The following is a 12,775-nucleotide window of genomic DNA, read 5'->3' on the forward strand; positions in this document are numbered from 1 at the left end:
CCGAATATCTAATGCTAACACAGCAAAACTAAGCGACCAAAAAAACGGTCATAAACCGGTTACTTTTCAATAAGCCGCGCGAAACGATCGCGCCCCTCTTGAGCGTCGAACGAAACGATCAGGCTGTTTTTTTTGCTCCGCGCCTCGAACCCCCGCGCTTTAAGGTTCGCGATCAGATCGCTAAGATCCAAACGCGGCGCGGAGCTTTTTGATTTCGGCGCGGCGCTTTGATTTTCGCGTTTGATCGATTGAAGCAATCTCTCCGTTTCGCGGACGCTGAGCTTTTGGTTGACTATGCTATCAACCAGCTTGCGCTCCTCGCGCTCGCTTAAACCCACCAGCGCCCTCGCGTGTCCGTAGCTAATTTTTTCGCTTCTGATCGCCTCTTTTGCGTAATCGCCAAGCTGTAACAGACGCAACATATTGGTTATATAAACGCGGCTTTTGCCTATTAGCTCCGCTAACGTCTCATGCGTCAAGCTATGTTCGCCAATCAACTCGTTGAACGACTCGGCAAGTTCCAGCGGGTTAAGGTCTTGACGCTGAATATTTTCAATTAAGGCAAGCTCGCGTAGTTTGGAGTAGTTAATATCGGCGACGATAGCGCGTATGGCGGTTAGCCCCGCTAATTTGGAGGCTCTTAAACGCCGCTCTCCGGCGATCATAACAAACTTGCCGTTTCTTTCAAAAACGACGATCGGTTGTAAAAGCCCGTGCTGTTTTATGGAGGCGGACAGATCGGCTAACGCCTCGTCGTCAAAACGTTTTCTTGGTTGAAACGGGTTTGGCTCGATCTCGTCTATATCTAAGATTAGTATTGCTTCGGTATTGCCGCGAATATCCGCCGCATACGCCTCTTCGACTTCGCCTAAGATCGCGCCAATTCCGCGCCCTAAAGTAGCCCGCTTAGCCAACTCTCGCCCCTAAGATCGCGCCGGCTAGATTCTGATACGCCGACGATCCGACGGATTTTACGTCGTAAAGAATCACGGGCTTGCCAAAGCTAGGCGATTCGGCAAGTTTGACGTTACGCGGGATATAGATGTAATTCTCGCCCTCCTCGTCCTCGCTAAAAGCGGGGAAAAGTTGCGTAGGATAATGCTCTTTAAGCTCGCTGAATACCTGCTTGGACAGATTGTTGTTGGAGCTATACATCGTAGGCAGAAACCCGCGGACGCGCAAAGAGGGATTGATCGTTTTTTTAATCATCTTCACCGTGTTAAACAGTTGCGCCAAACCTTCCATCGCAAAGTATTCGCACTGAATAGGAATGATCACGCTGTCCGCCGCGCACAAAGCGTTTATCGTGATCAGCCCAAGCGTCGGCGGCGTGTCGATAATCAGATAGTCGTAATCGGCGCGCGCCGGTTTGATCTTCTCTTTGAGCGCCAACTCTTTTTGCCCGTATTCTTTGGAATACAGCTCCTTTTCAAGCCCCACCAAACCGATATTTGACGGAGCGAGATCGAGGTTGTTTAGCTGCGTTTTGAGGATAATATCCCGCAACTCTTTCGCGCCGCGCAACACGTGGTAAATATTATATTCGTAGGCGTTTCTACGAAATCCGTAGTGGCTTGTGGCGTTGGCTTGCGGATCGGCGTCGATCAGCAATACCCTCTTTTCCGCTACCGCGAGAGACGCGGCTAGATTGACGGCGGTTGTGGTTTTGCCCACTCCGCCCTTTTGGTTGGCTATAGCTATTACTTCGCTCATCGCTGGCTAAATACCCTTTCTTCCCCGACGCGAACCGATCCGTCGGCTTCTAACGCCGCGTCTTTAAGAGAAAAGACTCCCTTATCCAAATGGACTTGGTAGGCGCGACTGAGCGGATATTCTAGCTTGTATCCGCTAAAAACATCGTCCCATTTTGGAGCGCATTGCGCTTCTTGCAGAAATTTTTTGAGAGCCTCTCGCGGGTCAAAAACCGCGTCGATCGCCCCGAAAGCCTTGCTAGGGGCGATAAAGTTCAGTCCTACGCCGCATACGATCGCCTCTCCAAAACGTTTCGTGATCGCGCCGCCGATCTTTTTATCGTCCAGATAGAGATCGTTAGGCCATTTGAGCCATACTAGCGATCCGTAAGAGGCGAGCGTCTTTTTGAATAGATACCCAAAGTATAACGAGGCGCTTTGAATCGGCAGATCGCTAGGAAGCGCGCTTAGCTTCAAGGCGAAAGAAAACGCCAGATTGCCTTTTAAGCCCTGCCAGCTATTACCTCTGCTACCTATGCCGTCGGTCTGATTTAGCGTCCAGACGCATATCGGCGCGTTTAGTCTGCCGTCTTTTAGCGCGTTTTCTAAAAAAAGCTGCGTCGAGGCTGTCGTTTCAAGATAGCAAATCTCCAACTTTAAGCCTCCTTCCGTTTAGGTAATCCAACGCGTTCATCGCGTTTTTGCCGCTTGGACGTATTGTTGATATTGTTACCGCGCCCTCTTTGCAGGCGATCGTAGCCGCGCCGCTCGCCCTATCGATCGCGACGATTTTTCCCGCCTCGCCGTTTGCGTCGATCGCTTGTAAATCCAGTAGCTGCAAGCCGCTTTCAACATATATATTTGGCCAACCGTAATACGCCCTAAAAGCGCGCTCGATCTCCCGCGCCGATCGATTGAAGTCGATTAGCCCGTCCTCTTTTTTTACCTTTTTTACCAAACTAGCCTCGCACGCGTTTTGCGCGATCGGATTAAGCGCGTCGCCTTGCCTTAAAGCGCCTAGTATCAATCTAGCGCCCGTTTTAGCCAGCGCGATCGTTAGCGTCTCCAGATTATGCGCGGCGGTTTTAATAAGCGAAAAACCAAGCGTTTCGCCGCTATCAAGCTCTTTGCGAATTTGCATTAGCGTAAGCCCCGTCAACGAGTCGCCGTTTAACAGCGCCGCTTGGATCGGCGAGGCGCCGCGATATTTTGGCAACAGCGAAGCGTGCAGGTTCCAGCACGGAGCGATCGACAAAATTTGATCGCTAATCATCTGCCCGTATGCCGCGACAATTATCAGATTTGGTTTGAGCGATCTAAGATCGCCCGCTATATCGTCGAGTCTGCGCGGCTGCGCGATCGCTAGATTACGTTTTAGCGCCGTCTCTTTAACGCTCGGCGCGGTTAGCGTCCGATTTCGACCCGAAGGCTTATCCTCTTGCGTAACGACAAGCGCGACATTAACGCCGCTATCGACTAACTCCTCTAATATAAGCGCCGCGTATTTGGGCGCGCCCATAAACACTACTCTGCGCAAAATAACGTTCCTTTCTCGTAAGCGCCCGTTTTCAGAAAGTTTGCGGCGTGCGTCAGATCGAAGCCGCTGGCTAGAAACATACTCTTGCCGCGCTTTAGTAAAAAATCCGCCGCTTTCAGCTTGGTTACGATCCCGCCCGTGGCGAACTTATCGGCGGGCGTGGCGCCCTGCTCTAGCGCCTCCTCGGGAATAAAACCGACTTTCGCGAACATCTTGGCGTTTGGATCGGTTCTCGGATTGCCGTCGTAATAGCCGTCCACGTCCGTTAGCACGATTAGTATGTCCGCGCCGAAAAAAAACGCCGCTCTAGCCGAAAGCTGATCATTATCGCCTCGCAACAGCTCGTCGATCGCCACCGTGTCGTTTTCGTTGATAATGGGCAAAATTTTATGAGCCAAAAGCGTATTAAGCGCGATCTTGGCGTTTTCCGATCGGCTGAAATTGTCGAAATCGTCCTTGGCGATCAGTATCTGCGCGACGTTTATGCCGCGCGGCTTAAACAGCTCCGCGTATATATTCATCAAAGCTACCTGACCAACCGCCGCCAAAGCCTGCCTTTCCGGAGTTTTCTTGTTCGATAGCGATGGAACCACGCTATGACCCGCGGCGATCGCGCCGCTTGAAACCAAAATCAACTCGTTGTCGTCGTAAAATTCGCTTAAAAAATTGACGAGCGCGCCTATTCTCTCGCGCGATAAAACGCCGTCGTCAAACAGCGTAGAGGTTCCGACTTTAACCGCGATTCGCATTTTTCTCCCGATTGATAAGTTTGTCCAGCTTAAAAACAAGCTCTTTTAGGTTGTAGCCGCTAACCGCGCTTATAGGCAACGCGAAAGTCTCCTCGTTTTCATAAAAGCTAAAACCTTGCGCGTCGGTTTTAACGTCCATTTTCCGCGCTCTGAAAAACTCGGCGATCTTATCTTTGGCTCCGATTGGATCGGCGTCGATTTTTGTAAATACGATCGCTTTGGATCGCCTAAAAAGCTCCTCGCTGTATTTTTGAAGCTCCGCTAAAAGTTTATCTTGTTGAGCCGACAGAGACAGATCGCTTTGCGTATCCAGCGCCAGCAGCAAAATCCGCGTCCGCTCGATATGGCGCAAAAACTCGATCCCAAGCCCCTTGCCGTCGCTTGCGCCCTCGATAATGCCCGGAATATCCGCTAAAACGAAACTCTTATATTCGTCCGTCTTCACCACGCCCAAATGCGGCGTAAGCGTGGTGAAAGCGTAGTCGGCGATCAGCGGTTTCGCGTGGCTAACCGCGCTAATCAACGTGGATTTGCCCGCGTTTGGAAAGCCGACCAATCCGGCGTCGGCGATCAGCTTAAGCTCCAGACGAATGTCGCGCGACTCGCCTTCTATGCCCGACTGCGCGTAGGTCGGACGTTGATTGATCGACGACTTGAAATGAATGTTGCCCCGCCCGCCTTTGCCGCCCGTTAAAAATACCGCGCGATCGCCGTCGTTAGTCAAATCCAAAAGCCTTTCGCCGCTCTCCTTATCGAAAACCTGCGTGCCGGGCGACACGATCAATACAAGGTCTTCGCCGCTCGCGCCCGTTTTATTGCGCGAACCGCCCGCCTCGCCGTTTTGCGCTCTATAAACGCGCTTGCCGCGATAGCGCGAAAGCGTGTCGGCGTTTGAATCGACCAAAAAAACCAGATCGCCGCCCTTGCCGCCGTCGCCGCCGTCGGGACCGCCCTGCGGAACAAACTTTTCGCGCCTGAAACTGACGCAACCGGCGCCGCCTTTACCTGAAGCTACCGTAATATCTACTCGATCAATAAACATTGCCCTATCGATTCGTTAAAAAAGTCGCGTATTTTATTCTCTGTTGGCTTGGCGCGCGCCTTTGGCGCTTCTACAAAACTATACGCTAAATAACGCAAGGCGCAATTTAGAAGCGTTTGTCGTTTTAGCTTCGCTGTAATATTATTCGCTCAATTTTGACTTAAGGAAAAGCTATGAGAACGATAACGAAGGCGGCGCTAGGCGTATTTTTAGCGACTAGCTTTGCGTTTGCGACGGATAACGCTTTTGGTCGCGGAGTAAGCGCGTTTGGTCAAAGAGATTACCAAGAGGAGATCAAACATTACTCGATCGCCGTTGAAGAAAATCCAAACGACGCTAAGGCTTACTATAGCCGCGCGGACGCTTATTATGAGCTAAAGGACTACGCTAAAGCGATCGCCGACTACAGCCAAGCGCTCAAGATCGACCCAAACTACGTCGGAGCTTACTATGGTCGCGTTAGCGCCTACGTAATGTTGGACGAGCTTAAACAGGCGACTCAATACGCGCGCGAAGCGTGCGAACTGGGCTATTGCGACGCGCTAGAAGTTTTAAAAGAGGAATACTTGATAGACGATTAACTTCTAGGCGGCGCGTTAATTCGTTAGCTATCGCCGCCGCCTTAGCGAGTTATTGACGAAAGCAATAAAAAAACAAAATAAACGGCATACGCCGCCGCTTAAACTCGCCTCGCCGAAGGAAAGCGATTATCCCGTCGGCTTAATAACTAACGATATGCCGCCCTAGCAGACGTATAGCTTAATTTTATTAAGCGCAAACCGCCTTCTAGCTTCGCGCCGCCGCAACGCCAAAAAGTCGCTGCGATTAACTAAATCGTAGCAAACTCGAAAACAAGCCGATACGATACGCGCAAGCTAACGCGGCGAACAGATTCCGTCAAGAGAGTTTGCCAAGCGCTAACGTTGAACGGCTTTTTCAAACTCCTCTTTCAATTGCTCTTGCGCCTTTTGACTTTGGAACTGCTGCCAGAGCGCGTTTTCGTTGCGAAGGCTTGTCATCATCGCGTTTTCGGTCTGATCTAATGGCGCCGCCATAAGAACAAAAAGCGTTCCGTTGGACGGGTGCTGCCATGTGTCGGCGACTTTTGAACCTTTTATGCTTAAAAACGCCGTTTGACGCGACACGTTTTCTTTGTTTTGCTCGAACACCGCGCTATCGCCAAGTCCCGTGTTTCTCTGCCAACTATCGATCGCCGCGCGAACGTTGGTTTCCACGCTTAGGGCAATCGCGTTGCGCCCTTCGGCTTGCGCTTGCGAAAATTGGAAGCCGTAGTCGTTAGCCGGATTTTTCTGCGCCGTGCCTAATCCAGCGATCGTCTGATCGTTAAGATAAGGGATACAAACCCACTTAGGCGCTTCCGCGCTATCGTTTAAGCATTTGCCCTCCGCCGCCGTATCAGGCTGTTTGCCGCCGCAACCGCCCAAAATAAGCGCCGCGACCGCAGTCGCTAACGCCAAACCCATCGCTTTATTCATCGTCTCTCCCTTAATAAAATTATCGTTGCGATTGTAGCCTACTTTTCTCTAATTCATAGAAACGATCTACGAGCGGGTTTGCCTTTAGCGCCGACTTTATAAGCCGTATCGGATCGAAGTCGCTCTGCAAATAAAGCCGTTTTGGATCGATCGCCCTGCTAACAGCCACGTAGAATTGCCCGAACTCAAATAAATGATTAAGATTGATCGCCAGATCTAAAATGCTCATTCCCTGCGATTTATGAATGGTGATCGCCCACGCTAGACGAAGCGGAAACTGCTTGACGCTAACTAGCTTTTTAGCGTTCTCCGCGCCCTGCTCCTCGTAATCGAAACTATATCGCGATACCGTCGCGATCGCGCCGTTTTCTTTTCTTACCGCGATTAGCGGCTCGCCAAATTCGTCCTCGTCGATCCCGATAACCATGCCGCGCTCGCCGTTATAATACGATTCCGCTTCGTTGACCGTAAATAAAACGGGCGCGCCGACTTTTAGTCTCAAAGTTAACGGGGCGCTGATAGAGCGCAAAAAGCTCTCGACTTGTTTTTCGCTTGCGCCTTTTGCCGCGCTAATCTGCGCTTCAAACTGATATTCGCGCGATTCAATCCGCTTTAACCGCGCCTCGTTAAGCCTGTCGGCTTCCAAATTTCGCCCGAATAGATGCGTGGGATCGCTATTTAAGACCTCTTTTTGCGCGGCGTATTGACGCAGTTTAGCTTCGGCGTTTTGATTCAGCCTGCCAACGCGAAGCGCGTTAAGCAATTCGTAAAACTGAGCGTCGCTTGATCGCCTCGACGTCGTAAGCTCGATAAACTTAGGATCAAGCTCGCGCCAAGCGGCGCTTTCAAAGGCGTATAGCGCGTAAAAAAGATTTCGCCGCTCTTTATCTTTCGCCTTCTCGACGGGCGGCAACTGATAAAAATCGCCCGCGAGGATCACTCTGCCGCCAAAGCCGCCCTGACGCAAACGGTAGGCGATCATATCCATTAGATCGGCGCTTATCATGCTGATCTCGTCAATCATAATCAGATCGAGCTTGCCGATTGCCGCTAGGATTTTGCCGACGCGAGCTTTGGAGCGCTTGTCAAACGCGGCAAGCTCCTCGATCGAACCGCATAGCCCAAAGCCGAAAAAACTATGCGCCGTTTGCCCGCCGATATTGACCGCCGCAATCCCCGTGCTGCCGAGCGCGGCTACCCGCGATCCGCGTTTGCGCAGCGTAGCGCACAGCTCGCGGAGTAGTTCGCTTTTGCCCGTGCCGGCGCCGCCGGTGATAAATAGGTTATCTTTTTGCGAGATTATTTCGTCAATCACGACGCTTTGTCTTTTTGCGCGAAAAATAGCCGATAAGCAGATACGAACCGCCTATAATCGTAACTAAAGCGATTGGCAAAATATAGGGATAACCGCTCGCGTAATGCGCCATTTCGCGAAAAAATCCGCCGGCGAAGTAGCTGCCGGAGCCAAATATAAGAACGAATAAAAACGCGCCGATCAGATTGAATAGGAAAAATTTTTTCGCGTCGTATTTCGTGAAACCCACCACGATCGGAACCAGCGTTTTTAATCCGTAGATGAACTTTTGAATAACCAGGATCCTATTGCCCTGTTTTTTGAGTAGCAGATGCGAAAGCGCCAGCTTGCGGCGGTGTCTTCGGAGGTAGGGTCTAATTTCGCGTTTGTTGAAACGGCTGAGAAAAAACAACGCTTGATCGCCGATAACGTTTGCGGCGAACACGACCGCAATCGATATAAAAATGTTCATATAGCCAAACCCCGAAAGCGCGCCCGCCGCGACGATACCCACGAAACCGCCGCCAAGCGAGTAGATAAACAACGCCGCATAGCCGTAAGCCTCGATATTCTGCATGACAGTTTCCATCAACGCCCTTCTGTAAACGCTTTTTTAATAACGTTTTTCAAATTTAAGGCGATATTATGGCTGAAAGTAGCAAAAATCACGGAAGACAAAGTTGGCAAAGGCTATGTTCAGCTTTGCGGGCGAAATACTTGGCGCGTTGCGATCGCGCCGTTGCGGCAACGCGCGCAGCCATTTCTGAGCTTGGTTTCTAGCGCGTCTTCAATAAAAACGGCGGCGAACGCGCGGATCGTTACCTATCCGTTCTTTCGGCTGCTTTTAGCGCGGTTACCCTGTCTTTAGCGCCGCTTTGCTAAACTAAAGCGAGTTATATGAAACAAGAAATCAACGGAAAAAACATAACCAATGCGAGCAAAGGTCTAGCGGCGAAAAGCATGGAAGCCGTTATTATGCGTTTTAATCGGCTAGGCTTTTGCGGGAAAATCGGCGTTGTTTTCGGGATTTGCGTCGTAGTCGTTAATCTAGCGCTAGCGGCGATCTACGGCGTATCTATTAACGGCGCGATCGGAGTTATTTTTGGTCTATCGTTTGCCGTTTGCGGGTTTGCTTATCCGTTAGCGTCCAAGCTAATAAAAACATTGATTAAATCAGCGTTTGCGTTCGCCGCGTTGTTCTTGCTCTTAATAGCTTGCTTGATCGCTTCAGAAGGCATAAAAAATACGGCTACCTTTAACGAAGACGCGGTTATTATATTGGGCTGCGGCATTCGCGGCGAGGAGCTTTCTATTATGCTAAAAAGCAGAGTCGATAGCGCGATCGAGTATATCCGCCGCAATCCAAACGCTTTAATTATAGCGACTGGAGGACAGGGATACGGCGAGGATATTTCCGAAGCCGAAGCGATAAAACGTTATCTGATCCTAAACGGCGCGCGAGAGGAACGTATAATTATTGAAGATAGATCGAGAAACACTTACGAAAATTTTGCAAACGCTAAAGGTATATTAGATTCACATTTTAACGGCGATCGCTACGCCGTCGCGGTTGCAACAAGCGATTTTCATATGTTTAGAGCTTTAGCGATCGCCAAAAGATACGGCATTAACGCCGCGAGTTACAACGCGCCGCTTAAATGGTATTTGAAAGCGGCTAGTTTCTTGCGCGAAACGCTCTCCATTATAAAGCTCTGGCTAATTTAGCGTCAGATTTATATTATCAATAATCAAGCATTGTCGTATTTGTTTGCGAAACGTTTTTGCTTGATTGCGGCTATAACGCGCGAAGTTAAGCTAAAGCCATCAAAGATCGGACGGTAATTCAAAAATATGACAAAAACTTTTCACAGATTGATTTATTTATCGGGCAAATTGGTTTGAATAATGTATCGCGATTGTTGATAACTCTTACGTATCGCATTCAAGCGTTTATGTTTAGTTATTGAATCGCGCAAAATATTCGTCGATTTCCGAGCGCAGCTCAATACCCGCTTTTTCAAAACATTCAAGCAATTCTCCATACGCGCCATGACCTCCAAGAAAATCCCAAAACTCTTCTGCGACTTTAAGTTCGTGTTCAATGTCAAGCATACCTGCTAAAGTCCAAAACTGATATGGCTGCGGTTCGTATGGATTATATGGAATGGCTATTAAAGTATTAACCTTTGCATCTTGATTTTTTGTGTAAGCAATACCTGCCCATTCAAGCAGAGTTTGTTTATACTTTTGAAAGTCGCCCTTGTTTGGTTTTGCCGTTTTTAAGTCGAAAAGATATTGTTCGCCTGATTTTGTTTCAAGAAACAAATCTATTTTTGCAGGTTTTAGCGTATTTTTTATGCCCGATAATGATTGTCTTAATATTTCCAATTCTTGTAATTTATCTGGCCTTGGATTGACTGTTAAACTGTTTATGATTGCTTGCACATTTTGCTGACAGTCATTAAAAATTTGATTTCCGACCGAATATTGCGTTTCAACTTTGATAAAACGAGTTTTTGCCAATTCTGCCGCTACAGGTTCAAAAATTGACGAACCAAAAGTAGTGAATAACGACTGCATAAAAGAATACAAAGCCAATCTATCCTTTCCCAATAATCTAAAATGGAATGGCATAAAATTGTCTTTTGCTTCGTAATTTTGAAACTTATTACGCAAGCAATTTGCAATAACTTGTTGAATATGTGATTTTTGTTGGTTAGTTAGCGACATAGTCATTTTCTTCGATTATATCTTCTATTCCCATCATCATATTATAATGTCCTACATGATTGGTCAAGGTAAAAATGTCTTTGAATACCTTTTTATATTTATCAATAGCATTCTCTTGTAATTCCAAATATACATCATCGCCAATACCAGCATTGTGTGAACCATCATTCGTCCAATGAAACAAAGATTTGCATATAACTTGTTCTTCTTTTGTCTGAAATTTCTTTATTAAATCATCATCGCCATATTTCCCAAGTAATTTAAAATAATTCTCAATAATTCTCCTCATTACATTTTGTATTGTTATGCTTGACTTTGCATCATTACTTTTTAATTCTTGCCACAACAAACCATAAGAAGATTGTATAGGATTATCCATTTTAAATACTTGTATGTTTGAAATTTTGTCATCTTTTCTCAATATCCAAAAGTGGGTATCCTTACTTTGCTTTGTTCTACCATCAACAAAAGAAACTTCTTTATGAAAATATATATTATGCGTTAAAATAATAAGTTGTTTAATGTTTCCTTTGTCTGCTTTAACTTTTTTGATAATCTCTTTTATTAGAGAACTTACAACAAATAGCACATTACTATCTAAACTTGAAATGGGGTCATCAATAACTAAAATTCGTTCAATATTAACAGTTTCTTCGGAAATTCCGCCTTTTGCTAACTGTAAATAATACAAAAAAGTAATAAATGTAATTTCTCCTTCACTTAATGTTTTTTCAGCTATTGTTCCATTATCCCTTTGGATTTGATAAAAACCATTTTCGGTGGCAGACACTATTTTAAAATTCAAAAATCCAAATGATTCTAACAAACGGTTTATTTCATCTATAGTTGGCTGTATACTCGTTACATTTTTACTTAATTCTTTAGTTTCTATATCTAATTTTTTATATTTTTTCTCCAACTCTTCTTGTTGTTCTTGCAAATTTGTAATACCTGTTTGCAAACCATTTTTACTTTTATTGAATTCTGTAATCTCGGTTTTAAACTCTTCAACAAGATATCTCCAAACGGATTCAATCAAATTATATTTTTCTGTTTGAAAATTAGCAACTATCTTATTGTGTTTCTGTATTGCCTTATTTGCATTTTCAATTAACGCCGTAATTAATGAAAATTGTTCTTTCGTTACAATCAACTCAAAACTTCGACTCGGTTCTTTTTCTTTGCTGTTTAGATATTCCTTGTTTGTGGTGCATTGACTTGTTAAAGTTTTCAAATAGGCGGAAAACTTGTCAATCTCTAATTTTGTATTCTTTATCACTCTTTGATTGGCTTCGATTGTGCTTAATTCATTAATAGTATTTTGTATCAACGAATCGTATTCGCTTTTCAGGTCTTTCAATAATTTCAAATCATTCAAATAAGTTTCATCAAAAAAACTTTCGATTTGCTTTCTAAAATCATCTGTAATTGTTTGTTGCTGACAAAACGGACAAATATTATCATCTTGTACATAACTCTTTCCCTGATTTACCCAATCGTTAATATTCAGTTTGTTTATCAATTTTGCAATATCTACATCTACTTTACCAACAATGATTTTCTTCCAAATCTGATTATTTTCAATTTCAACTATTCTATCAAATAAAGGTGTTGCTATTGCGGTAATTTCAATTTGTTGCTCGCCAAAAATTATTTTTGCTTTTTCTTTCAGTTCATCAAGAATTGGTAAGGCAGTTTTATTATTTGCAAATTCCGACAATAATTTTTCCTTAAAACTTTCTTTTTGCAAAGTACCTCGAAATGCTTCTTTGAAATCGTTTTCGTATTTCTTGTAAATCTTTGTCCAAGAAGTTTCTTTGAATTGATTTTCTATATTTTCTTTCTCTTTTGTTTGGGCTTCTATGGTAGTCTTTTTTTGAATACATTCCTTTTGAATATTTCCCAATTGCTGCGTTTTTTCTTCAATTTCTTTTATCTGTTCTGCAGTCGCCTCGCCAATAGTAAAAACGCCTGTAATTTTCCCATTTCCAAAATTTCTTTCTCTAAAATCTTTATTATAAACCAGAGTCTGTAATTCCAAATTGTTTTTCCATTTTACAGAACAATCAGTATTTACAAATTTTTCATCATTGGGATTATGTAATAGATTTGATATGGTTGTTTTACCAGAAGCATTTGCTCCATAAATGAAATTTACTTTTTTAAAATCATCAATTTGAATACCTACGGTATCGAAAGTAGCAACATTTTTTATTGTAATTGATTCTATCATGAT

At 45.4% G+C, this 12,775-nt stretch carries 13 protein-coding genes; 2 read left to right on the forward strand and 11 right to left on the reverse strand.

All coding sequences use genetic code 11. From position 1 onward, the window contains the following. Window positions 1-59 precede the first annotated feature (59 nt). Genes LBF86_03880 through obgE form a run of 6 tightly spaced genes read right to left on the reverse strand, consistent with a single transcriptional unit; the run spans window position 60 to window position 5,019 of the window. Window positions 60-914, reverse strand: a complete 855-nt coding sequence (locus LBF86_03880) for a ParB/RepB/Spo0J family partition protein (protein ID MDR0664643.1) — start codon at window positions 912-914, stop codon at window positions 60-62. Further along, entirely contained in the window at window positions 907-1,713 is an 807-nt protein-coding gene (locus tag LBF86_03885; protein MDR0664644.1) for an AAA family ATPase, read from the reverse strand. Before LBF86_03885 ends, LBF86_03880 begins: the two co-directional genes overlap by 8 nt. Further along, on the reverse strand, window positions 1,710-2,345 hold the full coding sequence (locus LBF86_03890; GenBank protein ID MDR0664645.1) for a biotin--[acetyl-CoA-carboxylase] ligase: 636 nt from the start codon (window positions 2,343-2,345) through the stop codon (window positions 1,710-1,712). Before LBF86_03890 ends, LBF86_03885 begins: the two co-directional genes overlap by 4 nt. Beyond that, on the reverse strand, window positions 2,326-3,228 hold the full coding sequence (fmt, locus tag LBF86_03895) for a methionyl-tRNA formyltransferase (GenBank protein ID MDR0664646.1): 903 nt from the start codon (window positions 3,226-3,228) through the stop codon (window positions 2,326-2,328). Before fmt ends, LBF86_03890 begins: the two co-directional genes overlap by 20 nt. Beyond that, on the reverse strand, window positions 3,216-3,977 hold the full coding sequence (gene proB, locus LBF86_03900; protein ID MDR0664647.1) for a glutamate 5-kinase: 762 nt from the start codon (window positions 3,975-3,977) through the stop codon (window positions 3,216-3,218). Before proB ends, fmt begins: the two co-directional genes overlap by 13 nt. Further along, window positions 3,961-5,019, reverse strand: a complete 1,059-nt coding sequence (gene obgE, locus LBF86_03905) for a GTPase ObgE (GenBank protein MDR0664648.1) — start codon at window positions 5,017-5,019, stop codon at window positions 3,961-3,963. Before obgE ends, proB begins: the two co-directional genes overlap by 17 nt. A gap of 173 nt (window positions 5,020-5,192) precedes the next feature. On the opposite strand from obgE, the gene LBF86_03910 reads away from it, so the two are divergent. Beyond that, window positions 5,193-5,600 carry a tetratricopeptide repeat protein gene (locus LBF86_03910; protein MDR0664649.1) on the forward strand — a complete coding sequence of 136 codons (408 nt, stop codon included), beginning with the start codon at window positions 5,193-5,195 and terminating at the stop codon, window positions 5,598-5,600. 336 nt (window positions 5,601-5,936) lie between these two features. Here LBF86_03910 and LBF86_03915 read toward each other — a convergent pair whose 3' ends face one another. From LBF86_03915 to LBF86_03925, 3 genes are read right to left on the reverse strand one after another with little or no spacing between them, the layout of a single operon-like run. Further along, a complete protein-coding gene (locus LBF86_03915) occupies window positions 5,937-6,515 on the reverse strand; it encodes an LPP20 family lipoprotein (GenBank protein MDR0664650.1) in 579 nt (192 codons plus the stop codon). Between the two features lie 19 nt (window positions 6,516-6,534). Beyond that, a complete protein-coding gene (locus LBF86_03920) occupies window positions 6,535-7,830 on the reverse strand; it encodes an AAA family ATPase (protein ID MDR0664651.1) in 1,296 nt (431 codons plus the stop codon). Next, window positions 7,823-8,398 (reverse strand): DedA family protein, encoded by a 576-nt coding sequence (locus LBF86_03925; GenBank protein ID MDR0664652.1) that lies wholly within the window; start codon window positions 8,396-8,398, stop codon window positions 7,823-7,825. Before LBF86_03925 ends, LBF86_03920 begins: the two co-directional genes overlap by 8 nt. 308 nt (window positions 8,399-8,706) lie before the next feature. Between LBF86_03925 and LBF86_03930 the strand changes: the two genes are divergently transcribed. Next, window positions 8,707-9,534 (forward strand): YdcF family protein, encoded by an 828-nt coding sequence (locus LBF86_03930; protein MDR0664653.1) that lies wholly within the window; start codon window positions 8,707-8,709, stop codon window positions 9,532-9,534. A 231-nt stretch (window positions 9,535-9,765) separates the two neighbouring features. Here the strand turns inward: LBF86_03930 and LBF86_03935 are convergent, their stop codons facing one another. Further along, a complete protein-coding gene (locus LBF86_03935; protein ID MDR0664654.1) occupies window positions 9,766-10,539 on the reverse strand; it encodes a TdeIII family type II restriction endonuclease in 774 nt (257 codons plus the stop codon). Next, window positions 10,526-12,772: an AAA family ATPase gene (locus tag LBF86_03940; GenBank protein ID MDR0664655.1), complete on the reverse strand. Its 2,247-nt coding sequence runs from the start codon at window positions 12,770-12,772 to the stop codon at window positions 10,526-10,528. Before LBF86_03940 ends, LBF86_03935 begins: the two co-directional genes overlap by 14 nt. Between the last annotated feature and the right edge of the window lie 3 nt (window positions 12,773-12,775).

The sequence above is a fragment of the Helicobacteraceae bacterium genome, from assembly GCA_031258155.1.
Taxonomy (GTDB): Bacteria; Campylobacterota; Campylobacteria; order Campylobacterales; family SZUA-545; genus JAIRNH01.